This window comes from Sphingobacterium sp. UBA5996, from assembly GCF_002429765.1.
Taxonomy (GTDB): domain Bacteria; phylum Bacteroidota; class Bacteroidia; order Sphingobacteriales; family Sphingobacteriaceae; genus Sphingobacterium.
Map to the genome: position 1 here is coordinate 77,842 of NZ_DJAS01000022.1, position 23,436 is coordinate 101,277.

The following is a 23,436-nucleotide window of genomic DNA, read 5'->3' on the forward strand; positions in this document are numbered from 1 at the left end:
GATATACAATGAGAGTTACGCTATTAGCTTTTGCCTTTTTTTATTCCATATGCTTCGTTAAGGCGCAGGAAAAAGCAACCTACCACCTTCAGGGAACGCTCGCGGGCGTACCAAAAAATCAACAGGGAAAACTGTTTCTGCAACGTTTTGGTTCCGATCTCCTGCTTGATTCTGCCCGGCTGGAACAAGGTCATTTTCGCTTTACAGGTACTTCCGAAGGACCCGAAATCGCGAACCTATTTTACATGAATACTGCGGGGGAACGATCTGAAACATTGGATTTTTATCTTCACCCGGGCAAGATTAACATTCGGGCCCGGTTTGGTCAGCTCAACCAAGCGGAGATTGCTGGTTCAGCACTCAATACCAAAGCCAGAAGTTTTGACAAAGCGAACGAGATCATACTCGACAGCATCAATACCCTAATGGCTGCCTATTTCGAGGCAGAGAATACCTTTTCCCAAGATAGTTTTCGCATGGATTCGCCGGCACGGACCACCATCAACGCGATTGACGTGAGCCTCAACAAGTGGTCTGCGGCACTACAGACAGCGCAGATCAATTATGTGCAGCAGCATAGCGATCGTGTACTGAGCCTTTTTAAACTACAAGCCCTGCTGAAAGATTCCAGCAATCAAAAAATTGTATCCGAGTTATTCAACAAACTGACGCCTTCACTGCAGGAATCTCCGCTGGGACAGGAGGTAAAAAATCAGCTCGCCAACCTCCAAAATCTAAAAATCGACGATATTGCACCAGAATTTTCATTAGCTGACACTACAGGCCAGCAGGTGAAGCTGACCGATTTCCGGGGCAAATATGTGCTCGTTGATTTCTGGGCCAGCTGGTGTGTACCCTGCCGCGTGGAAAACGAGCATGTGCAAAAAGCCTATAATGCTTTTAAGGCAAAGGGATTTGAAGTATTGGGCGTCTCCACAGATTTCGCACTCAACAACTGGAAAAAAGCCGTCTCGGATGACGGTATGACCTGGACCAATGTGGTTGATCCAGAGGGTCAGGTAAGCCTCCAGTATCATATCAAAAGTATCCCCTCCAATTATTTATTGGATCCCACAGGTAAAATCATCGGCATCAACCTTCGTGGCGATGCTCTTTATGAAACGCTAAAAAATATATTCTAATTCGCTATTTTATACACTCAATTATATGCATTTAAAAAGACTGCTCTACCTGTCGTTGTTAGGTTTTAGTCCGGTGCTTGCTTATAGCAATGCGTCCTCCGGAGCGATTGAAATCGTGTGGGCACACCACGAAGCTGACACCAGCATTTTACCTTTTGACAAAAGCGTCCGTTATGGTAAACTGGCCAATGGACTCACCTATTATATCCGCAAGAATACCGAACCCCAAGAACGTGTTTATATGTATCTGGTCAACAAGGTAGGATCAATCCTGGAGAACGAAAAGCAACGTGGGCTGGCGCATTTTCTGGAGCATATGGCCTTCAACGGCACGACGCATTATCCCGACAACAGCCTAGTTGACTACCTGCAAAAAAATGGAATCAGCTTTGGAGCCGATATCAATGCGTATACCAGCTTCAACGAAACCGTGTACCAACTGCAGCTGCCCTCCAATGATAGCAAACTTGTTGGCAATGGCTTTCAGATTCTTCAGGACTGGGCACAGGGCATCAGTTTAACACATCGAGAAATCGACAAAGAGCGCGGCGTGATTTTGGAAGAAAAACGTGCCGGCAAGAGCTTGGGCGAGCGCATTCAGGACAAGACCTTGCCCGTAGCGCTTAATCAGTCTCTATATGCCCAGCGTATTCCCATCGGTACAGAAGAAGTCATTCAACATTTTCCCTACCGGGAAATTGAAAGTTTCTACAAAAACTGGTACCGCCCCAACCTGCAAGCCGTTATTGTGGTCGGCGACATCGATGTCGATCAGACCGAGCAACTTCTCAAAAAGCAGTTTTCGGCGCTTAAAAACCCTGTTAAGCCTACACCCCGCCAAACGTATACCATTCCGTTGCAGGGCAAGAACCAATTTATGGTGGTGACGGATCCTGAAATTACCGCAACGTCCATCGATATCAGCATCAAACACCCTGAGCGGAAATTACAGAACCTGTCGGACTATAAGCACAACCTGATCAAGACCTTGTTTAACACCATGATGGCAGGGCGATATAGTCCGTTATTTCGGCTATCCAATCCGCCATTCTTGAGCGGCGGGGCATCACTAAATGGCTTTATGGGCGGACTGGATGTATTCCAGATTCAGCTCACCGCCAAACCCGGCCGTCTGAAAGAAGGATTTGATGCAGTATGGCGCGAGCTGCTGCGAGCCAAAGAATATGGATTTACAGCCACGGAGCTGCAGCGCGCTAAAGATACCTATATGAGCGGAATGGAAAATATGCTGCAAGAAAAAGACAAAATTGCATCCGAACAGTACGTGCAGGAATATATCCAGCATTTTCTGAACGATGTAGCATCTCCGGGCATCGATCATGAAATGAAATTGACGCGCGAAATGCTTCCGGCGGTCAGCCTTTCGGATATCCAGCAGCTCTTGCAACAGTATCTAACCGATAGCAACCGCGACATCATTATTTCAGCTCCTGAAGCCGATCAGGCAAATCTGCCGAAAGAGGCCGATATCAACAGTTGGATCGCTACGTTGTCCAAAGAGAAGCAGACTGCATTCTCGGAGGAAGCCAACGACCTGCCACTGCTCAAACAGGAAGTACAGCCCGGTACAATTGTTAAAGAAGAAAAAGACAGCAGGTTAGGAACCACGACTTTGACGTTGAGCAACGACGTCCGGGTAGTCTTAAAACCGACCAACTACCAAAACAATCAGATCACCTTTCAGGGATATTCCTACGGTGGAACATCGCTTTACGATGACCAAGATTTTCAGAGCGCGACGAATGCCGTTGGCCTTATTGCTGCCAGCGGACTGGGCAACTATACTGCCGACCAATTTGAAAAATCATTAGCCGGACGAACGGCCTCGGCTTCCCCCTTTATTAGCGAGACTGCCCAGGGCGTGAGCGGCTACGCCAATAACAAAGATCTGGAACTTGCCCTGCAGATGATGTATGGATATTTTACAGAACCGCGTCTGGACACGACCATTGTTGCCGGTATCCTGGCCAATGCCAAAGACGGACTGAAAGACCGCGATAAAAATGGCGACGCTGTATTCCAAGACTCGGTGATGGCCATCCTTTCGGGCAATAACATCCGACGGACAGGCCTAACACTGGCTAAAATCAATCAGATCAATCCTCAGCGTGCTTTGGACATCTACAAAGAACGTTTTGCCAATGCTTCGGGATACAATTTTACTTTTGTGGGCAGCTTTGATATTGAAAAAATAAAGCCCTTGCTTGCCAAGTATATTGGTGGACTACCGAGCATCTCGTCGAAAGCACCCGCTTACCGTAATTTAAACATCCACATTCCTGCAGGAAAGATCGAGAAAAAGCTGGCGCTGAGCAAAGAAGACAAAGCGATGGTCTATCTTGTTCTTTCGGGCCCATATGACTATAGTGAGGCTAATAACATGGCTTTGCAGGCCTTTCGGGAAGTATTGGATATCCGTTTGTTGGAACGACTACGTGAAGAAGAAGGTGGTGTATATTCGCCATCGATCCAGATGGATTATAGCAAGCTGCCTGATGCCCGTTACACCCTTACGGTAGCTTTCAGCTGTTCGGTGGCCAACGCGGACAAACTGGCGAAGTATTCACTTGAGGAAATTGAGAAATTAAAAGCAGCAGGACCTTCTGTTGTCAATCTCGACAAATTCAAAGCGAACGATAGGCTGAGCTATGAGTCGGCCCTCAAAACAAATGATTTCTGGTCGAACTACCTGTACAGCAACTTGTACAATGGAGATGATATGTACCGTATTTTTGAACGCGCATCGTTACGCGATAAGCTGACCCCAGCGCTGGTTAAAGCTGTTGCCCAACGCTATATCAGTGACCAGAACGTCATCAAGATCGTTCAGCTTCCGGAAGTGAAAAAATAAATACAGCCGGGCTATTGACCTTTCATTATCGTCATAAGCACTAAAAAATGAAAGCCGTAAAGAACTATATTCTTTGCGGCTTTCTTGTGTACTGACCAAAAATCTTGATTGGCCTAAAAAAGAAATTGTCTATCCCTGGAATTTATGTTTGCCCATCTATGATTTCAAGCAGCATCATGTTTTAAAAAAGTTTCGAAACTTCCAGCCAATAAGAACTGCCACCAGAACAAATACGATAATCCAAAGATTAAAGGCTGCCCATACATTGCTCTTTTCTGATCTGGCTTCATGTAGCCTTTGGGTGTGGCTATTGCTGCTATTGGTAGAAATCTCCATACTTTCGCTTGTAATTACGTTAGATTCTAACATCGCCAGTTGCCCATTTCTACCAAACAAACCACTATCGGGATGAAAGCGAAAACTGCTATCCGTCAAAAAAAGCCAATGCCGCGATTGGCTATCTCTCTGTCCGCTGTACCAAATATCGAGTTGCTGCTTGTATTTTGACTGCGTTTGTTCTTCCTGCAGAGCTTCTTTCCGCTCGCTTTGATAAAGTTTACAGGAACAAAATAACAAGAAGACTATAGAAAAAAATAATCGCTTGTAAATATACCTCAACATATCACCTCCTTTCAGTCCAGCCAATTTGAAAACGCATGAATAGTGGATGCAGGACGCCGCTTTGAAAGGACCTGATTACCTACATTTCCTTCCACAGTCACGATCCAATTGTCCTTTTTTTTGCGCACAATCCCCACATGGTTGATACGTTGGAGACTGGAGCTATAGATAGCGAAAAGATCTGCCTGGCGAACACTCCCCTGCCCGATCTGCTGGGCTGTATAACGCCGGGCCACCGGAAAAAGTGCCGGGCTCCAGGGATTCCGCGGAGCTGCTAATCCAGCATTGCCGTAACACCAGGAGGCAAAAGCCGCACACCAGGCATACCCCTTTCCCAGTCCGACATACGTGAGGTATTCCTCTACCCTGCTGCCATCGTTGTTGCCTGTGGCCTCGCGCACGCCTATCTCCTTTACAGCAAAATCGACAATACGTGCGCGTACACCCGAACTGGAGTATCGTTTCACTGATGGGTCATTGTCCCGCTCCAGTTCAGAACTGGTACTTCGGAGCTCAGCGTAACTGCCTGACCGCTTCTTGTAAGCTACAGCAGTATTGCCAAAACGGCTAAGAACGAGAATAGCGACAGAAAGAATACCGAAAAATAAATAATGCATTGTTGCCATGATGTCAATTGATTAAAGTGAAAACTAAATTCCTGACGGAAAAACTTAAAAGGCTGCCACAGGATTTCCTGGAGCCAGCAGCAGCAATAAATAGCCACCGCGCCAGCCAATACGGCAAAGAGCAGCACGGAGAGGATACCTAGATCCAATACCCCGGCTGTAGGATCGATCGCCTGTAGCAAAAGCCCTGCTGAGATAAAAAATAAGAGGAGACCTACCAGTACAATGCCAAGCACCTGTCCTCCTGTTAGCGGCCAATAGATATCCTCGACATCCGAGACCAGTTGTTTTTGTATGGATTCCATTTATTTTGTTTTTAATTTGTTAATAGTAAACGGGGTTCAGGATAAAAGGGAGGTGCTCCTGAGCGAGCAGCCTCCCTTTATACAGATGCAGCTAGTTCAACACAAACTCCCCTAAGTATTGGCTCGTTGAGGTGATTAGCCCATCCCGATGGATATTAAAAGACCAGCCCACTATTTTCTTTCCTGTATAGCTGTCGGGTAGCACGATATCTATCGCTGCGTCCGATCTCGTTGCACCTTCGTACGCAAAAAAGAGGTTGTCCGCTTCATCGTACAGGATGACCAGCACCTGATCGTCGTCAAAGGCATTAAAACGATTGTTGATCGGATCCCAGGTCAGGTTTAGCACACGAGGCGCCACCTCACCTACAACTAAGCCAACCAAAGCTGCCAGACTACCACTGGCAATTTTGACTGCCGCGAAGTCTATCGTAAAATGTGGGTAGTTACCCCGAAAAGCGTGGTTGATAAGCTGTTGAAAGGCCGCATTATAGCCCGTTTTGTTCCTTAGCTTGCTGTCTGAAAACCCAAGCATCAGGATATCTTTGATAGATTTGAGAAAACTGGTCGTCATCCCAAACTTCATCCGCTGTGCCAGCTGCGCTTCTGACGAAGCCTTGCTACTCTTTTTTGGTAACGAACGTACATAATCTATTCCTCGCCATGAACTTCCGACGACATTCCCAACTTTTCCGCTATAGGATCCGTGAATCCCTTTTACAAATCTTGCCATGTTATTATTTTTTTAAATTGTTAAACCCTAAAGTGGCGCTGCAGGCAGCCACTACTTTGATATCATGGTACTAAGGTAAAGCGGTGTATGAAAGGAATTTGCTTTATGGCGCCATCTGACGTCACTTGACTGAATATGCCATTTCCGACGACATCAAATCCAGCATTTTGATGGAAAACGTTGTGCTTTTCGAGCGATCTTCATACAGACTCGCCTGCTTTTGAATTGATCGTTATTTACCTGCTTGAGGTTAATCTGAGACCATTTGTAGGTTAATTAGTTAGCATTAAGGCCAGGTAATGGCTTGTAAGTTGCCGTAAAAAAGCTATTCATAGGCAAGCAATAGGCAAAGAAACAGCAACCAAACAGCATAGAAAGACCAATGAATAAGCAAACAAATGGCAAAGAATAAGCAAGGAAATGGTATAGGGTAAGCAAACAGATAACAGAGAAATACCATAGAATAGGCAACCGAGGGGCTGTCTAATCCCAACGTAATCCCAAAGAGGAAGCAGCGACTAGCTTGGTTCACTTCGTGCACTCGAAATAAAAAGGCCAATCTTTTCCCAAAGATCAGCCTTAAAAAACAATGTTAGATCATACCTCGATTTATGCTTCGCTTAATTGCATCCTGGAGGTCCTGTTCGCGGTAATAATGCTTGTTGCCCAGGCAAATGGGTTTGAGTACTCCCGATTTTACCCAGCGGTTGTACGTACGTTCAGAGATCCCGAGGCGTGATACCACAGCCATACGAGTCATCAGTTCGTCCACATTCCAGCCTATCTGCCTTCCTTCATTTGGCATGATTTGGTAGGCTTTGCAGGACAGCTTGTCGTTAATTTCTCGCAGCAATTGTACGATTTCATTCAATTGTAACATAAATTATTGCATTGATTGATGCCATGAAATGGCGCAGCCCTACCGGTTTTTATTTATTATTCTGTCTATAGACTTCGTATTGATGCCGAAAATTATCTTTATAAGATCGGGTAACCGTAATAGGGAAACCATTTCTTGGTTTGACAAAATGAAGTTCACCTGAACGCAAGAGATCAATTTTGGAAAGATTGACCAAGGTATTTATCCGAGGGCGGGCAAACATGGCTGCTGGAAGGTTAGTCTGCAGTCCTCCTAGGCTTCCTTTAACTTGATACTTATCTTTTTCCAAATAAATATCGATTATATCGTTGTCTACTTGCGCATAAAAAATCTGGTCAACTTCTATTTGAATCCTATCGTTATTGAGATCTTTTATCGTTAAACTTTTCACTTCTCTGCCTTGGTCCTGCAATTTCTTATCTACCTTTTCGACCACATCTTCCATTTTGGCCTTCAATACATTGAAACTGATCTTTTTACTAAAATAGGTGTAAAAACCGGCCTCATTTGCCTTAAACACATAATCTGTATGTGCTGAACAGGCAACCATGACGGGCGGATTGGGAATCAAACTGGCCAATTTGATCCCATCAATCTCCTTATCTCCAAGATCCATACCCAGTATCAACACATCGACCTCATTTTCTTTTAGATAGTTGAGGGCTTCTATGGGCTTTCGAACAATTTTGATGTCGTCATTGATAAAAGGAAGTTCCTTCAATGACATTAAAATATACACCAGCGAGTCTGGATTATCATCAACGATCAATAGTCTATAATTTAACTTATCCATGCTATTTTATTAAAACAAAGGTTTATAATTAAAAAAAATATAGAAAAATAAATTTACCTAAATTATTTGTTTAATTTCAATATAAACAAAAATATTATTAATTGAGACTAAAATCAGGCAGTTAAAATTACGACAAACAGAAAACTACGGGATTACCGCTGAAAATACCATGTTTTTTTCGGTTACGTATGTCCTTCACATAGCCGACTTCAATTGGTTAATTAAGGGAGTGATTTCCTTCGCAAAAGCACACTCCCTATTCGGTATAGGGCTGCATATCTATACCTCTTCACATTTAATCACATGTTGACTCCATTTCATACTATCGTTTGTTGAACCATTTTCCGGCCTTGGGCTGTACCTTCCCTCACCAAAAATTTAAAACTCCTTATTGGATCCAATGGCAACAAAGATGTCGGCAAAGAAAAATTATTTCAAAAAAAAATGTACATACAGCACAAATGGACGCCTGCAAGACAACGACAGCACAAACCGATCAGGTGCAATCTGAAAATGTCATCTACACTACTTTTGTGTCATTTGCATAAAAAATAACGTTATGTACCATTTTATTTGGTCTTTACGGTGAATTCTTGCTAAAATCATCTCATAACTAATTGTAAAGAATATGAAAAGATCTTATAAAATTGTATTTGGTACGGAATACGAGCGCATTGACGATCCTCCCCATCCATTAAGTTACCCCATTCGCCATGCGAAGGAGAGGCATTGGCAATCTTCTCACAATCAGATCAGCGAACAAACCTTTGACGGCCGATATGCTTATCTCTACGCGTACGAGTATTGGATCAGCAAGTCGACCGATGTAACGATTGAGGTGTATATGAACGACCTGCATGTCATCTATCCGCTATTGAATGAAGTTCAAATTTGGGGAGAAAGGCTGGATCAGGCATTCCGTTTTGAGCTTTGTCCCTCTGAGGGCGCTTATTTATACGTTGCATCGGGCCATTATCGTTTACATTTACCTATAGGCCATCATATACTGGTTGGCTTTGTCGTGGATGCCGGTATGTTCAGGCCGCCGGCCATTCAACAATTTTCATTTCTCAAACACTTGGTTCAGGCAAAAAAAGAGGGGTCAACAACTTCGCTCAAAAGTGTGGGTTTTCGTGTGGGCCCCATTACTGTCAAATACCTGTGTATCCTATTCAGCATACTCAACCCCAATACGCTCAACAACGAGCATATCCTGCTCAAACATCTGATTTTTCTGATCGATCTAAGCCGTTTTAAGCTTCTGGGTGACACTGACATAGACAATCACCTTGCAGTGCGTTGCCGACAGCTACTGGATATTATGATCCTGCAGCGCGGTGCTCAAGCGCTGATCAAAGAAGTAGCTGCAGTGTTTCTGACAGACGCGCAACAGCTCAGCCGCGAATTCCACAAATTTTACGGTATCCGTATGAAGGACTACCGCAACCTGCTGCTTCTCGATCATATTGAGCAGCTTATTGTGGAGCACGATAAGCTGGGCACTACTGCTCATGAAGTCGGATTTAGTGGCCCGAGCGAAATGAACCGATTTATTAAAAAGATGACCGGTTTGACGAGCGCTCTGTTTAAACAACAACTCGAACAAAATACGCGATAAAAAATCAAACTAAATCGACTTTCTTATGAATTTTATAGAAAGAAAAACACTGGATGTTAATACTACCCATGCCATCCTTCAAGATGCATACGATGCTTTGCCGCAGCTGATGAGCCGGTTGGCGCCTGGCGGTTGGGAGGAAAGCAGCTTTCATCAGGAACTCATGGACAGCCGGCAGCTATTTTATGACTGTTACCTGGAAAGTGATAGCGCAAGTGTATGGGAGACAGACTCCTCCTCTGATGTTCGCGCGCATGTGGATCAGCCCGAAGAAAAATTAAGCCTTGATGATTATTTATACATCTGCTTTCCACCGATTGGCTACGATTACTTAGAGCTATTTTACTTAATTTCCTGCATGCTCACTGAAATCACTTTTGTCAGTAACCTCTATCGAAATCATGACGGCGACATGTATTATTTCGATGAAATGACAATGGAAGATATGGTGATCCAATTGGCGCATGAGAACGGAGAAATTGATAAAAACTGGGCGGATTTGATGGTATTTACCTTTTCGCCGCCCTACATGGAGGCGATGGAACTGCATTATTGTCTGGAAGTATTATTTCGGATTTTGCTTAAACATGGCTTTCAGCTCGATTATTGGCACAATGAGATTTTACAAGTTGTCGATCTTCAAAACGTATATCAAGAACTATTATTCAGTAACCTCGACGCCCATGAAAAAGAGCAGCGGCGTGAATCGGTTAAAGCGGACATCACTGCTATACTCCGTACCTACGATAGCTCGGCGATTGATCCGCTCGACCTGCCGGCCATCATCGAAATGTTTAACCTGCGCGAAGTGTGCCCCATCGTGCTCGCCTACCTCCATACCTATGGTGAATTTCCAAAAGGATATCCTTATTTATTGACCGAATATCAAGGCTATCTATAAATTGCCCTTATCAAACTTGGCCTATCGATCAATCAAGTTTGGCCTAACGCGAGGGTGAGATCAGGTAGTAATTTAGTGTTGTAAAGTTTTTCAAGCAAAAAGACTTTACTGCTACCGATACGATGAATTGGAGGCAAATATTTACAAACCAAACTAAACATACGATGTATGAAAAAAATTAAAAAAATGGTATTGTCTCTTCTGGGAGGAGGCGCTACCGCAGGAGCGATTGCTTTAGTGTTAATGTCAGCAGGCTTAAAAAAGGAAGAAACCAACAAACTTGCTGACCTTCATTGGTTCGAGGTGACTCCATCCGGAAACTTTGGTTCTGCCATTCCTACTGGTGAAGATGGATTACCACAGCTTCAATGTACAAGCACAATTCCTACGACACTTTGTGCTGTTGGGCTTACGGACGAACAAGTAGATGGCATGGGCAATCCGGAAATCTCATCCCCAAATGATGCAGATAATAGTAACAAACGTTATAAAGATGAACAATAAGATTTTATAACGAATATCTGCAATTCAGCCTAGTAAATTTACTAGGCTGATTTCTTAGTTTAGTTATTTTCATATCCTCCTAAATCAATCGCTGCTTTCGGAAATGGAAAAACAAAACGTTTATCCATAGGCTTCAATTCAAACGCCTGTCCATTCAAATTACGAATGATTTTGATATTATCTTTATCAAAGATGTTATACCTTCTGATGTCACTCCATCGGATTCCTCTGAATACTAATTCCTTCCTTCGTTCCTCTTTAATCTTCGCCAATAACTGTTGTTGATTATCTAAACCGAGTACAATATTATTATTTCGATACCGATTCGTTAATACATTAAGCAGATCCGCTTTTCCAGCAGCAATATTTTTAAGCCTCACATTAGATTCGGCACGGATTAAAAACAGCTCAGCAGTAGTGATACCTCCAAAAAGTATGGCGCTTCCAGCAAATGACCCTTTAAACGTATATCTATCGCCAGAAGTCTTAAAATAAGCAATCTTCCGTAGGTCATCATTTTCGTACTGTTGATACAATTCTTCCGAGACGAGCGCATTACTTTGCGTCATCCCAGCGGAGGAATAGAGCGTAGCGTGAAAAATCACCTCCTTGTTAAACATGGTAAATGGAAAACTTGCCGTCAAGTTTAATTCATTTAAATCCTGTAGTTCATGCTGCAAATTAAGACACGAATCTGCGTATTTAAAGCTATTAGCGTAATCTCCCATTTGTAGATACACTTTGGCAAGCATCGCATACACGGCGGCTTTAGATGGCCGGGTTTTTACCGAGACAGTAGCCGGCAACAATACAGCCGCTGTCTGCAAATCGTCAAGCATCTGCTTGTAAGTAGCCGACAATGTACTTCGATCTACATGGATATTCAGATCCGAAGTCAATCTAATCGGCAGACCGAGATCGGCTTCAGCCAATTGTGGCTCGTATTGCTTGCAAAACTCCTGCGCCAGCTGGTAGTAGCACGATCCGCGGTAGAATAAAGCTCCGCCTTTGGCATTATCAAAATCATTACGCTCAGCTACATTTACCTTGTTCTGATTTAAAGACGACAGGCCATCCAGTACCACATTGGCAATATATATCTTACGGAATCCCTCTGTCCAGTCCACAAATTCGTCATTTATGACCTCCAATTCATCGGACCAAAAATATGTATACTTATAGAGGTTCGTGAGATTCTGCCAACGTGGAAAAAGTATTTCATAATCATCACCTGCATATTCCCCCATAATCGGTTGCCCAGCATTTAATACCGATGCGTTATCCAATAGCGCCTGATAATCTTTCACGGTCGAGGGTACATTTTTCCGTTTATCGTACTTCGCATCTAGAAAATCTTTCTTGCAGGATAGTAATAAAAAGAGACTAGCTATCACCAGAAAGCATATGGTTTTTAGAAATTTCATGTTTATCTATTTATTTTATTATAAAACATCTATTTGGGTTTATTAAAAATTTGCCTGCAGTCCAAAAGAATAACTTGGTCGGGCAAGAATGACCGTGGTCGGATAATCAGGATCTAGACCCTGTTTATTTTTACGCCATAAGATTCCCAAATTGGCGCAGTACATATTGAAGCGCAATGAGCGAATACCAAACCGATTTAATTGTTTACCGCTAAAATCATAGCCCAATTGTATATCCTGCAGCCGTATATGATCACCTTTTTCGACCAGCTCGGGCGACCGTTCAAAGATTAGCGCACGATTGATATCATTGAACTGCTTGGGAAAAGAAGGGATTTGGCTGATTAGTTCATCACCAGGCTGCTGCCATCTTTTCTCATAATCCTGATGACCGGCTCCATTGTAAAAAAGGTTGTAATAATTGATTGAATTCCTGCGGAAGTAATAACCCATCTTAAATGTCAGATTGAAACTAAAGGAAAATTGATCATAAGAAAAACTATTTCTCAAGCTCCCGAACACCGGAGCGCTCTGTGGGCCATGGTAAATAAGATCATCCAAGCCTAACGAATTTATATAGGCTGTATATTCCTTACCAATCGTATTGTTATAGTTCACTAGCGGGTCACCCGTGCTCGGCTCCAATCCTTCCCATGCAAAACTGTATAGACCATAGCGTGGCCTGCCCAAAATCGGGGGGCTATAAGTTGTAAAATAAGTAGCAAGATTGGTATTTGTTGTTTTGAAATCCGTGACTTTATCGCGTACAAAAGATAGGAGCAGTTCCGAATTCCATTTAACTCTACCTGTGAGATTACGTGTATTCAATTTAATATCCGCCCCCTTTGTTTCCATTGCGGCATAGTTGGTTTTCATGGCCGGATTGCTGCCCATAAAATAGCCTAATGTAGGATCTATGGCCACCTGCCCGATCAGATCGGAAGACTTCTTTTGATAGTAATCAACATTTAGACTGACCCTATTTTCAAGAAACGAAACATCAAGCCCTAGATTCGTCTGTTTCACCTTTTCCCAGCGCAGCGAAGGATTTGCCGGGCTTGATATCGTGCCTTGTAATAATCCCGTAGTTGAATTATTGGCATAAGACACGGTCGTAAAGGTCGATACCGATTTATTGACATTGCCACTTTCACCATAAGATGCACGCAGGCGAAGTGAAGGCAACCAGGAAAGACGATAAAAATGCTCCTTATCGATCTCCCATAGCCCTCCCACCGACCATAAGGGAACTCCACGCTGATTGGTCGAGACACCAAACAAGTTTGACTCGTCTTTACGGATACTGGCATTAAGCGTGTAGCGATCACGGTAAGAATAGGTCACATTTGCGTAATAAGAGACAAAGCGGTCCAGATAATCCAACATTCCGGAGGGCGGTGCAGGCAGCTGGCTTGTTGTACCCCGCGGGCGTGTAGGGTATCGGTTAACAAAATCCAGTCGCGTAACCGAACTGACCACATCCGGATCAAACCCATACAAGGTTGAAAAATTACGGGTCATACGGGATTGTCTCACATCCAGACCCGTTATCGCTGTCAGGGCATGATCATTCCACTTTTGGCTATAATTAAGCTGAGCACGGTACGCATGGGAAACCGTGCGGTCATACGTATCCCGAAGCTCGTTTCCGTAGGGATAGATCCGGGTACCATCTGCTTGCGTGTAGGTATTGACATAGTTACGGACATAATAGCTATCTTTATCATAATCTATCCGCCCATTATCATCCAGCTTTTGGTACTGATAATTGAGATCGAGTGACAATGGCGTAAAGATCCGATACCGCAGCCCCGCATTCCATCTGATGGTGTTATTTTCTAGTTGATTTTTCACCAGATTTAATTCATCCAATGGACGGTACTCCCAGTCCAGCAAGCCCTCCTTTAGCGCATTTTCGGTGACAAAGGGCCTATAGTTTTTGATAATAGATAGGGCATTCCCGTCCCTATCCGCAAACTGCGCATAAGGATATAATTGTTTGCCCGTAACCTGCTGTATTGCCCCATATTCCAGCCCATTGTTCTCCGAGAGACTCTTTATCAAATTTATCTCCGTAGAAAACTCCAAGTCCTTGGTCAACTTAATGTTATTCATCGCCCGCAGGGTGATCCGTTGATAGCCATTTCCACGCACATCAGCCAAATTTTTATCAAAGCCACCAGATACCACATATTTAAATCTCTCCGTACCTCCATTCATCCCAAGGCTATACTGTTGATTGATCCGGTTACGATAGAAATATTTCTCATAATCATTGCGTACATCCAATTCAGCCCATTTATCCAATTGTGCAGCTACTTCATTCGGATCTATGCCCTTGTCCTTTGCCTGTTGCAGATATTCAACCACAGGGCTTAGCGCATTGAGGTTGGACGGTGCCGTATTATAAAAACCCTGATCAAATAGCAACCGCTCCACATCAATAAACGAGCGTGATGCCAAATAATTCTGATTTTTAAACAGGTCGGGCTTGGGGCTATAAGAGAGATTGGCCGAAAAGGAAATAGCATTCCCTTGATTATAACGTCCTTTTTTCGTTGTGATGACAATAACCCCATTTCCAGCTCTTGCACCCCAAATGGCCGACGCCGAAGCATCCTTCAGAACTGTAATGCTCTCCACATCATTGGGATTGATACTGGCTAGGTCCCCTTCATAAGGAAAATTGTCGAGTACAATCAGCGGAGCCATATCCGATTCAATTGTACTCAGTCCCCTCACATTTAGGTTTAGAGGTTTACCGTTCGCGACGAGTGATGTCGGCTGGGATACGGGGATATTATCCATTCTTCGGTCAAATAGAAGCCCCGATGTGACACCCTCCAACCTTGCGATGACATCAGTGCCGATAGCTCGGTTCAGCAATGCACTATCGATAACCACAAAAGAACCGGGCACCTTACTTTTTCGAAAAGACTGATACCCCGTATTCACAGTCACCTCGTCGAGCATGGTATTATTTTCAGTTAAATGGATCGTATTAATCGCTGATGATAGCCAAAGCGTTTTTGATCTGAAACCCATTGAGCGAACAATGACATGCAAGGAATCTTTTAGTGTCAGCGTGATGGCACCATTTTCATCAGCCTTTAAAGAAGTCTTAGCATTCAAAAGATCCATTGTGGCATGCGCAATAGGCCTATGATCAGTTTCAGAAAGTATCCGAATTTGATGTTTTGACTGTGCATAGCTGCGACCAAAGTTTATCAGCAGCATACACAGTATGCAAATTATAGTTTTCATAAAATACTATCTTTTTAAATTTTCAAATACAAGCATATTTAAGGTAGCCTGACTACGTACGAGTTTCAATCCATAGCTGGCCAAATCTGAATTTAGCGCTTTCAGATTGCGTGCTAGATCCCGATCGACGGTCATCTGCACATCTATCGGGAAATCTATTTGAGTATTATCGACTATGGGAATACCCAGATCAGGATTGATGTAATTTAAATTGGATATCAGGTCAGCGATCTCCACATTTCTATAATATATAAGTGTATTATCATCCCATATTTTGGGCTTGTCATTACTTAGATATTTTAGTTTATTCACCTTGGCAATCCTTTTCAGTGCCCATACAGGTACTTTTGTCGGCTTTACCATAGCTTTGACGTTCCATTTATCCATTAGAAGCCCATTGATATCGTCAATCATCTGCCTTTTTATAGATTCCGTCCCCGTAGTCGATCTGTTTTCTATGGCATAGCAATATCCATTTTCACGTAGCCAAATGGCACGTTCCATCTTATTTAAACTTTTAGCAGGCATCAGTATGCGATCTTTCACTGAGTCGGCGCAGTTAAATATCAGACGGCCTAAATGCCCTGCCATCGGAATTTCAGGCTGATTTGCCTGTACTAAAAGCGTAGCCAGAGACATATTTGTGTAGAGGTGTGTATTATCCGTCTGTTGGACAACATTGTCCGATAAACCCTCCATGTATTCAGTCAGGACACTTCGATGCAGGTATTTATCGGTGGAAAACTCTACCAGATTTTCATAAGCAGATTTGCTGGCATCAAAGATCAATGGGACAACTTTTTCCGTCAGGTGTAGTGGCTTTGCCAAAGCTTTCTTAAAATAAGCGATATCGTAATATTCATGGCCCGTGATAGCCATTACTTTCCCCTCCCTGATCCAGACCAAATGAGGCAATACCTGATGCGGGAAGTACCGAGAAAGCTTGTTATCGCCATATACAGAAAAGAATCTCCACTGGTTATCAGTCATTTTTTTCAATACCTTTTTTTCATCTTCATTTGAGACAGGTATAAATTCGATAGACTCATTGGATAAGGTTGCCTTGATACTATCGAGCTGATTGAGTCCTTTGATGCAAGGGCCGCACCAGGTGGCCCAGAAGTCCAAAATAATTAATTTTTTAAGCTGGTAATCTTGAAGGGAGATGTTGGTTTTAGCAGCCGGATGGTTAGCGACCCCTAATGAAAGATTCCAAAGTTCTTCTGGTATGCTATCTCCCACTTTCAGCGGTTTAATAAAAAGCCTATCAGCCCCTCTGTCCTTGCGGGGCGTCTGAGCTGATAAACTAAACATATGAAATACTGCAATGCATGTCAGAAGCATTGTTGTATTCTTCAATGCCTTTAAAAAGCAAATTAAATGTAACTCTATTTTTTTCATCATTTTAGGAATTGGTATTGGATTGGGATACGCGCTGGAAGAAATCGAAGATTCTTTTTGTTGCCTGTAATTCTTCTTCGTTCACCGACGTTGAAATTGGGACTTTACCCAAATCGACTTTATCCATATGCAGCATAAAATAAGCTATCGTTGTTCGCAGAAGATCAACTGAAAATGAGGACAATTGATCAATAGTATAATTCCCTTCTGTGTTGTCGACATTAGGTTGCAATGCGACCATATGTTCGAGGATCGTGTTCAAAGAATATTTCCCCCAGAAATTCTGTACAATCTGAAGGGGGTTATATTCTTCCCTGTGCGTCTCATAGATAACCATATCCAATAGGATTAGGTGAGCATAATTAGACTTCATTTTTAAGAATTTTAATGGCGAGTTTAGCGCATAGCTTATCCAGTCCGACTGAATCGGTTACTTTTTAGGCCGTAAACCGCCCGTAATAAAATTGGTTAATTGGGAAAGCTAGAATTCTATTGAATGGGTATGACTCGGTATATAATTGGGCATCTCGAATTCCATAGCTGATGTTACCAGATCATTGCTGGCCGGATCAAGCCGAACTATTCGGGAGATTTGAAGATGTTTTTTGTTGTTTGCTGTTTCTGTTTCATTACTCACTTAATTTAAGTTTTATAAAGTGAGTCCCTCGAGGTTATTAAGAACTATAGCGGGCTCCTATCAACCGTATAGCAGGCTTCCGACGGCCTAGTGAAACGGAATTACGATAGTCGCCCACGAGCTATAGCTTGCACAAAAGTACAAAAATATCTACATGGGCATTGGACTACCGTCTCGTTCACTAGTAATTTGTCGGAATTCACTATCGAGACTCTTTTAGTCAAATGCTATTCTATCCAAAAATTGAATGAATATTAAGCAAATATACAAATTTTATTTATTCAATACAAATATGTATCGAATAAAACTCCCGAATATATCAACATTTGGTTTATGACCAACTATTCAAAAATCGAAATAGAAATTATTAATATCTCACTAGGACTAACTGTCAAATTAAGGAGGCTAGAACACAAGTACTCCCAGCTTGACTTAGGCATTATTAGTGAGACCGACAACACCTTGATAGGTAGGATTGAAAGAGCTGAACATATAGTTGGTTGGAATATCATAATGTTAGTGAGTCAAAAATTAAATATTAACTTCTCATCACTATTTGTACTTAAGACCAAGGCGGAAGTTTTAGAATTAATCGAGGATTGTTTAGTCCTAGAAACAAAGTTGACACAACAGAAAAGAGCGTTTTATAATAAATTAAAAATTAGGGTAACGGATTTATATAATAAAATAAGTTAGGGTGTTAATCATTTCAATTACATTCGAATTGTTAGTACCTGGACTTGCAAATAAAATCGGCAGTGCTAGTTAAGCAGCTTTTTTAATTTTTTGCTCTTTGTTATTAAATTGCTCAATTGTAAGATTTCCCAATGTGGAGTGACGACGTTCTCGATTATACCAGATTTCTATGTATTCGAATAATTCTGCTTTCATCTGATCCTTGGTAATCAACTTATTACCGTAAATCTGCTCGGATTTTAGCGTTTTGAAGAAGCTTTCTGCTACTGCATTATCCCAGCAATTACCTTTTCTACTCATACTTCTTGTTACGATTTTATAGGAATCTAACGTGTTACTAAATTTTTCACATGCATATTGTACGCCACGGTCCGAATGAAAAATTAGACCAGGAGACAGTTTACGGTGCTTAATTGCCATTTTCCAAGCTGCCAATGAAGTTTCTTCAGTTTTCATCCCATCACTGATACTCCAACCAATACATTTGCGGTCATATAAATCCAGAATGGTGGTTAGATATAAAAAACCTTCTTTGGTATGGATGTAAGTAATATCAGATACCCAGACTTTTGAAGGCTCTGAAGCTTTGAAATTTCGGTCTAATACATTGTCCATTATTTTATGTGCGTGTTTTGAATCGGTTGTAGCTTTAAATTTCTTGCCTATTTTACTCCGTAGCCCCATATTTTTCATATACTTAGCGACTGTATTTCTAGAAACTTTAATTCCATCATCCAACAGCTCCGCAGTTATTCTAGGACTGCCATACCGTTGTTTCTTATCGAAATAAATAGCCTTTATCTTGTCCTCCAGATTGCTACATTTCCTGCTTTTTGTCTGTTGGGACCGTTTTTGCCAAGCATAATAGCTTCTAGATCCAAAGCCCATAACTTTACACATCTTTTCAACCGAATATAGCCCCTGATGTTGCTTGATAAAACTATATATTACCGATCGCTCTTGGAAAAGATGCCTATGGCCTTTTTTAGTATTTCTAGTTCCAGTTCTGAGTCTTTAAGTTTTTTTTCCAAGAAACTAATCCGCTCTTGTTCTGGCGTTTGCTTCATATTTCCATTCCCAGGGAAACTTCCTGATCCAAACTCTTCTGACTCTTTACGCCACTTATATAATTGGGCAGCAGAGATTCCCAACTCACGAGCTAGCTCAGAAAGATTTTTCCTGTTTTTACTTAATTCAACTGCTCGCTCTTTAAAAATGCGATCGTACTTTTTACGGACTTTAATCATTATTTCAAAATTAAGATATTTTATTGTTCTTAAATTGATCTGCCGACTAAGTTAGCAACTCCACCTCCTCCCATAAAACATTACATTTTAAAAGTAGAGAATTTGGGTGTGAATTACTAATTTTAAATAGGAAGAAAAACAATGAAAAGATCAAAGTTTACCGAGGCACAGATCGCCTTCGCGCTACGTCAGTCCGAGACCGGTACCCGTGTTGAAGAGATATGTCGGCAAATGGGAGTCTCCCAGGCAACATTTTTCAATTGGAAGAAAAAATACGGCGGTCTGGGTGTTCCAGAGTTGCGTAAACTGCGGCAGCTGGAACGCCCAGCTAAAAAAGCTTGTTGCTGACTTAAGTTTGGACAAACATATGTTACAGGATGTGATAAAAAAAAAGTTGTAAAACCGGCTTACAAAAAAGAAATGGCCTATTGGATGGTTAGCAATTATCGGATATCAACCCAACGGGCCTGTCGATGTGTATGCCTTGCCAGGTCGATGTACTATTATATCCATTACCGACATTGGCAAGATAGTTTGCTAAAAATGCGGATGAATGAAATAGCCCACACACGTATCCGTTACGGCTTTAAGCGTATATTCGTTCTGCTTCGACGGGAAGGTTTCACCGATAACCATAAACGTGTTTACCGTATTTATAAGGCTTGCGGACTAAACCTACGTACCAAGCGGCCAAAACGAAGCCGTAGTGCTGCTCATCGGTTAGACCGACTGCAGACTACAGTTATAAACCGGGTATGGAGCATGGATTTCTTACAGGATGCATTGTTTAACGGCGAACGTTTTCGCATCTTAGCTATAGTGGATAATTGTAGTAAAATCTGCCACGGACTACTAGTGGGAAAGTCTTTAAAAGGTGCCGATGTAGTAAATGAACTGACCAAAGCCTGCCTGATGGAAGGATGTTTCCCTGAAAGAATCCAGTGTGACAATGGCAGTGAGTTTATATCAAAAGATGTAGATAGGTGGGCTTACGAAAATCAGGTAACACTGGATTTCTCCAGACCCGGAAAACCTACTGACAACCCATATGTTGAGTCTTTCAATGGCAAATTCAGAGACGAATGTTTATCAGTAAATTGGTTTCTGTCACTTGAAGATGCAAGGCACAAGATTGAGAATTTCAGGTGGGAATACAATCATTACAGGCCGCACAGCGCACTAAATGATTTAACTCCCAAAGAATTTGTTAACTTACAACTCACAAAGCCCGAAACTCCACTTTTGACTGTCTGAACAACGGGGAGGAGGTCATCTAAACAGTTATGTCCAGTTTTAAGCTGGTGGATTTTTTGGGACACTTACATGTAATTTTCCCGTTATAAAGAAAATAAATCCAGTGTTTTACTTATCTTTTCAGCTAATTATATTACCAAATGAAAAGATATTTAATATTTATTGCGCTGCTGGGGCTAGGCTTTGGAGCGTGTAAAAAAGATCAAACTACCGAACCTAAAAAAGATTCCGAAGCAGAATTCGCAAAAAAAGCGGGACTGACCACACCTCAACCCGAAGCTGTGTTTGCACAAAGAGTTGAAGCTTGCGCTACCGGTTTCTTAAACGAAATAAAACCTGATTATGACTATTTCAATCCTATTGCAACAAGCAATTTTAAAAAGTGTCTGAAAAATATTGTTCCTCCCGTTCCTAAAAAACCTACAAACAATCCTTATCCTCCAAACTCTGGATCTCCAGCAGTAAGCGATGGAGCAGCAAAGTACAATCTGCCTCAAACTTTTGACACGTTAATTAAAATGGCTGGTATAAGTTCCCCAACAACGACACAAGATAGCGTTAATCGTTTTATGAATCGGTATGAAAAGCTTGATTACATCATAAAGAACGCTGCATTTCCATGGTCATCCAATTTAGATGTACAGTTAAATTATGCCCTTAACAATAGTTTGACACAATACGTTCTTACTGCTGCTGGCGACATTGTCTATCCTAATGCAGGAATGGCATATTTATTATCAGTAAATTCGAACACGTTATTAATACCAGCGCATTGGCCAAATTATGGATTTAACTTTTTCGCTAGGTTAGATGTGAAATTAGATCCAGCTCCTCCTTTAGAGCTCTAAATATATGCTTAAAAGAAAGTGGCCTTCTCTATGTAAACTAGAATGGTCAGAAAAATGAATCAGGACTATCTTTTCAAAGAGAAACATTTCTGCAAGGAGAGATTTACTTTTGAGTATTTACTGAAAACCAAAAGATTATTATTTAGACATAGTATCGCCTGAAAACGATTGATAGAAATATACGCAATCTCGAGATAAGATTTTTAGATTCTAAAGGAAATACCTTTAAAAAATTATCTTCCGACGGTACCTGGTCTTTTTATACGAAATTGACAAAACTTACAAAAGTTGGGAGTATAGAAATTGATGGAAATAGTGCTTGTTTTCTTACTATAGCTTACATTGACTTTGGTATCTTTGTCAATAACATTAAGGTAAAAGCGAGACTAATCAACTATGATTATTTTGTGACAGAGTTAGAATTTTCAAAGAAAGAATATCGAGATCAGCTAAAGCGAGATATTAGCCTGATTGTTCAAAAAGGTTTTCATAATGTACAATGATAAAAGTAAATATTGATTCGAAGTCCAAAATTTGGGCTTCGAATTTTTTATTTCAAAAAAAAACAAAATGCAGTCTTTGATAATATTATTCCCTTTATGTAAAGCCCAAAATCGGCACCTATTTTGATTATATAACCTTATATTTGCAAAAATTTTTGAGTACAGCAAATGGCAGCATTGGAACAAATAAAGAGCTTGATTCGTTCGTTTGGCGAAGGAGACGACAGTCGTTTCTATGCTACTGCTATGCAAATAGCTGCCGCTGAAGCGCGCCAAGGCCATACTGCCTTAGCCGAAGAGCTCAAAAAAATGATCGCCAAAGCTAAACTCTCTAAAAGTAAAGAGTCTGTTCTGATCAAAAAGCTTCCTGTCAATAGTGCTCAAAAAGAATTAGAAGATTTACTGGAATTAGTTCGCCCTGAGGTAAAACTTATGGATATGGTACTTTCAAAAAATGTACGAAACTCTATCCAGCGTGTACTCGATGAGCAACGTAAAATAGACATCCTCGAAAGTCATGGTTTGACTGCTCGTAGAAAGCTTCTTTTTACTGGTGCTCCAGGCTGTGGTAAAACAATGAGTGCGCATGTTTTGGCGAGTGAACTGGGCCTCCCCCTATTCATCATCAGGCTCGATGGGTTGATTAGTCGATATATGGGTAAATCCATTGCCAAACTTCGTTTAGTATTTGACGCAATGCGGGATTTTAGAGCTGTATATCTTTTCGATGAGTTTGATAGCATTGGTACCTCACGCTCCGCTGGAAATGAAGTGGGCGAAATAAAACGTGTACTCAATAGTTTCTTACTACAGATTGAAAAAGATGATTCGAGAAGTTTGATAATCGCTGCAACAAATCTCCCAGAAGCTTTGGATGTGGCACTATTCAGACGTTTTGATGATATCATCCAGTTTCCTCTTCCTACTGAGGAAGATATATACCAATTATTTGATTTAGAATTCACTGGGTTTGACCTCCCCTCTACTATAGATCTAAGAAAAGTTACTCATAAAGCCATCGGATTAAGCTTTGCAGACATTCACCGTATTGTAAGTGATGTATGGAAAGATTGTCTAGTTTATGGTGATAAAAATGTGAGTGAAGAAAAAATACTACATTATGTAGAAGGAAGGAAAAGACCTTTTTAAGGGACTTATTCTTTTTTC

The 23,436-nt window shown here is 41.7% G+C and carries 19 protein-coding genes and 1 pseudogene; 8 read left to right on the top strand and 12 right to left on the bottom strand.

Going from position 1 to position 23,436, the window contains the following annotated elements:
- Positions 1-8: 8 nt before the first annotated feature.
- Positions 9-1,142: a TlpA disulfide reductase family protein gene (locus B3E00_RS16710; RefSeq protein WP_293939372.1), complete on the top strand. Its 1,134-nt coding sequence runs from the start codon at positions 9-11 to the stop codon at positions 1,140-1,142.
- 25 nt (positions 1,143-1,167) lie between these two features.
- The gene (locus B3E00_RS16715) at positions 1,168-4,014 is read left to right on the top strand and encodes a M16 family metallopeptidase (protein WP_293939374.1); all 2,847 of its coding nucleotides are present in this window, start codon (positions 1,168-1,170) and stop codon (positions 4,012-4,014) included.
- Positions 4,015-4,188: 174 nt separating this feature from the next.
- Here the strand turns inward: B3E00_RS16715 and B3E00_RS16720 are convergent, their stop codons facing one another.
- From B3E00_RS16720 to B3E00_RS16745, 6 genes are all read right to left on the bottom strand, one after another.
- Positions 4,189-4,635, bottom strand: coding sequence for a hypothetical protein (locus tag B3E00_RS16720; protein ID WP_293939376.1), 447 nt, complete (start codon positions 4,633-4,635; stop codon positions 4,189-4,191).
- Between the two features lie 11 nt (positions 4,636-4,646).
- Positions 4,647-5,261, bottom strand: coding sequence for a CHAP domain-containing protein (locus B3E00_RS16725; protein WP_293939378.1), 615 nt, complete (start codon positions 5,259-5,261; stop codon positions 4,647-4,649).
- The gene (locus tag B3E00_RS16730; protein ID WP_293884921.1) at positions 5,180-5,566 is read right to left on the bottom strand and encodes a hypothetical protein; all 387 of its coding nucleotides are present in this window, start codon (positions 5,564-5,566) and stop codon (positions 5,180-5,182) included. Before B3E00_RS16730 ends, B3E00_RS16725 begins: the two co-directional genes overlap by 82 nt.
- 91 nt (positions 5,567-5,657) lie before the next feature.
- A complete protein-coding gene (locus B3E00_RS16735) occupies positions 5,658-6,299 on the bottom strand; it encodes a DUF6266 family protein (protein ID WP_293884920.1) in 642 nt (213 codons plus the stop codon).
- Between the two features lie 592 nt (positions 6,300-6,891).
- Complete coding sequence (locus B3E00_RS16740) at positions 6,892-7,179, bottom strand: helix-turn-helix domain-containing protein (protein ID WP_293884919.1); 288 nt, start codon at positions 7,177-7,179, stop codon at positions 6,892-6,894.
- A 49-nt stretch (positions 7,180-7,228) separates the two neighbouring features.
- The gene (locus tag B3E00_RS16745) at positions 7,229-7,972 is read right to left on the bottom strand and encodes a LytR/AlgR family response regulator transcription factor (protein ID WP_293884918.1); all 744 of its coding nucleotides are present in this window, start codon (positions 7,970-7,972) and stop codon (positions 7,229-7,231) included.
- A 628-nt stretch (positions 7,973-8,600) separates the two neighbouring features.
- Between B3E00_RS16745 and B3E00_RS16750 the strand changes: the two genes are divergently transcribed.
- The 3 genes from B3E00_RS16750 (at position 8,601) to B3E00_RS16760 (ending at position 10,995) form a co-directional block, all read left to right on the top strand.
- Complete coding sequence (locus tag B3E00_RS16750) at positions 8,601-9,590, top strand: helix-turn-helix domain-containing protein (protein ID WP_293939379.1); 990 nt, start codon at positions 8,601-8,603, stop codon at positions 9,588-9,590.
- Between the two features lie 25 nt (positions 9,591-9,615).
- On the top strand, positions 9,616-10,491 hold the full coding sequence (locus B3E00_RS16755) for a hypothetical protein (protein ID WP_293939381.1): 876 nt from the start codon (positions 9,616-9,618) through the stop codon (positions 10,489-10,491).
- 186 nt (positions 10,492-10,677) lie between these two features.
- A complete protein-coding gene (locus tag B3E00_RS16760) occupies positions 10,678-10,995 on the top strand; it encodes a hypothetical protein (protein ID WP_293939383.1) in 318 nt (105 codons plus the stop codon).
- A gap of 59 nt (positions 10,996-11,054) precedes the next feature.
- Here B3E00_RS16760 and B3E00_RS16765 read toward each other — a convergent pair whose 3' ends face one another.
- From B3E00_RS16765 to B3E00_RS22255, 6 genes are all read right to left on the bottom strand, one after another.
- The gene (locus tag B3E00_RS16765) at positions 11,055-12,419 is read right to left on the bottom strand and encodes a RagB/SusD family nutrient uptake outer membrane protein (protein WP_293939385.1); all 1,365 of its coding nucleotides are present in this window, start codon (positions 12,417-12,419) and stop codon (positions 11,055-11,057) included.
- Between the two features lie 42 nt (positions 12,420-12,461).
- Positions 12,462-15,683: a SusC/RagA family TonB-linked outer membrane protein gene (locus tag B3E00_RS16770; protein ID WP_293939387.1), complete on the bottom strand. Its 3,222-nt coding sequence runs from the start codon at positions 15,681-15,683 to the stop codon at positions 12,462-12,464.
- 6 nt (positions 15,684-15,689) lie between these two features.
- A complete protein-coding gene (locus B3E00_RS16775; RefSeq protein WP_293939389.1) occupies positions 15,690-16,997 on the bottom strand; it encodes a TlpA family protein disulfide reductase in 1,308 nt (435 codons plus the stop codon).
- 91 nt (positions 16,998-17,088) lie between these two features.
- On the bottom strand, positions 17,089-17,457 hold the full coding sequence (locus B3E00_RS16780) for a hypothetical protein (protein WP_293939391.1): 369 nt from the start codon (positions 17,455-17,457) through the stop codon (positions 17,089-17,091).
- 1,029 nt (positions 17,458-18,486) lie between these two features.
- Positions 18,487-19,365, bottom strand: a complete 879-nt coding sequence (locus B3E00_RS16785) for an IS3 family transposase (RefSeq protein WP_414712422.1) — start codon at positions 19,363-19,365, stop codon at positions 18,487-18,489.
- Entirely contained in the window at positions 19,365-19,664 is a 300-nt protein-coding gene (locus tag B3E00_RS22255; RefSeq protein ID WP_070566721.1) for a transposase, read from the bottom strand. The genes B3E00_RS16785 and B3E00_RS22255 overlap by 1 nt, the downstream gene beginning before the upstream one ends.
- Positions 19,665-19,805: 141 nt before the next feature.
- Here B3E00_RS22255 and B3E00_RS16795 point away from each other — a divergent pair.
- The 3 genes and pseudogenes from B3E00_RS16795 to B3E00_RS16805 all read left to right on the top strand — a co-directional run bounded on the left by B3E00_RS16795 (position 19,806) and on the right by B3E00_RS16805 (position 23,418).
- Positions 19,806-20,918, top strand: a pseudogene (locus tag B3E00_RS16795) (IS3 family transposase).
- Between the two features lie 140 nt (positions 20,919-21,058).
- The gene (locus tag B3E00_RS16800) at positions 21,059-21,766 is read left to right on the top strand and encodes a hypothetical protein (protein WP_293939395.1); all 708 of its coding nucleotides are present in this window, start codon (positions 21,059-21,061) and stop codon (positions 21,764-21,766) included.
- A gap of 671 nt (positions 21,767-22,437) precedes the next feature.
- Positions 22,438-23,418, top strand: coding sequence for an AAA family ATPase (locus B3E00_RS16805; protein WP_293939396.1), 981 nt, complete (start codon positions 22,438-22,440; stop codon positions 23,416-23,418).
- Positions 23,419-23,436 lie beyond the last annotated feature (18 nt).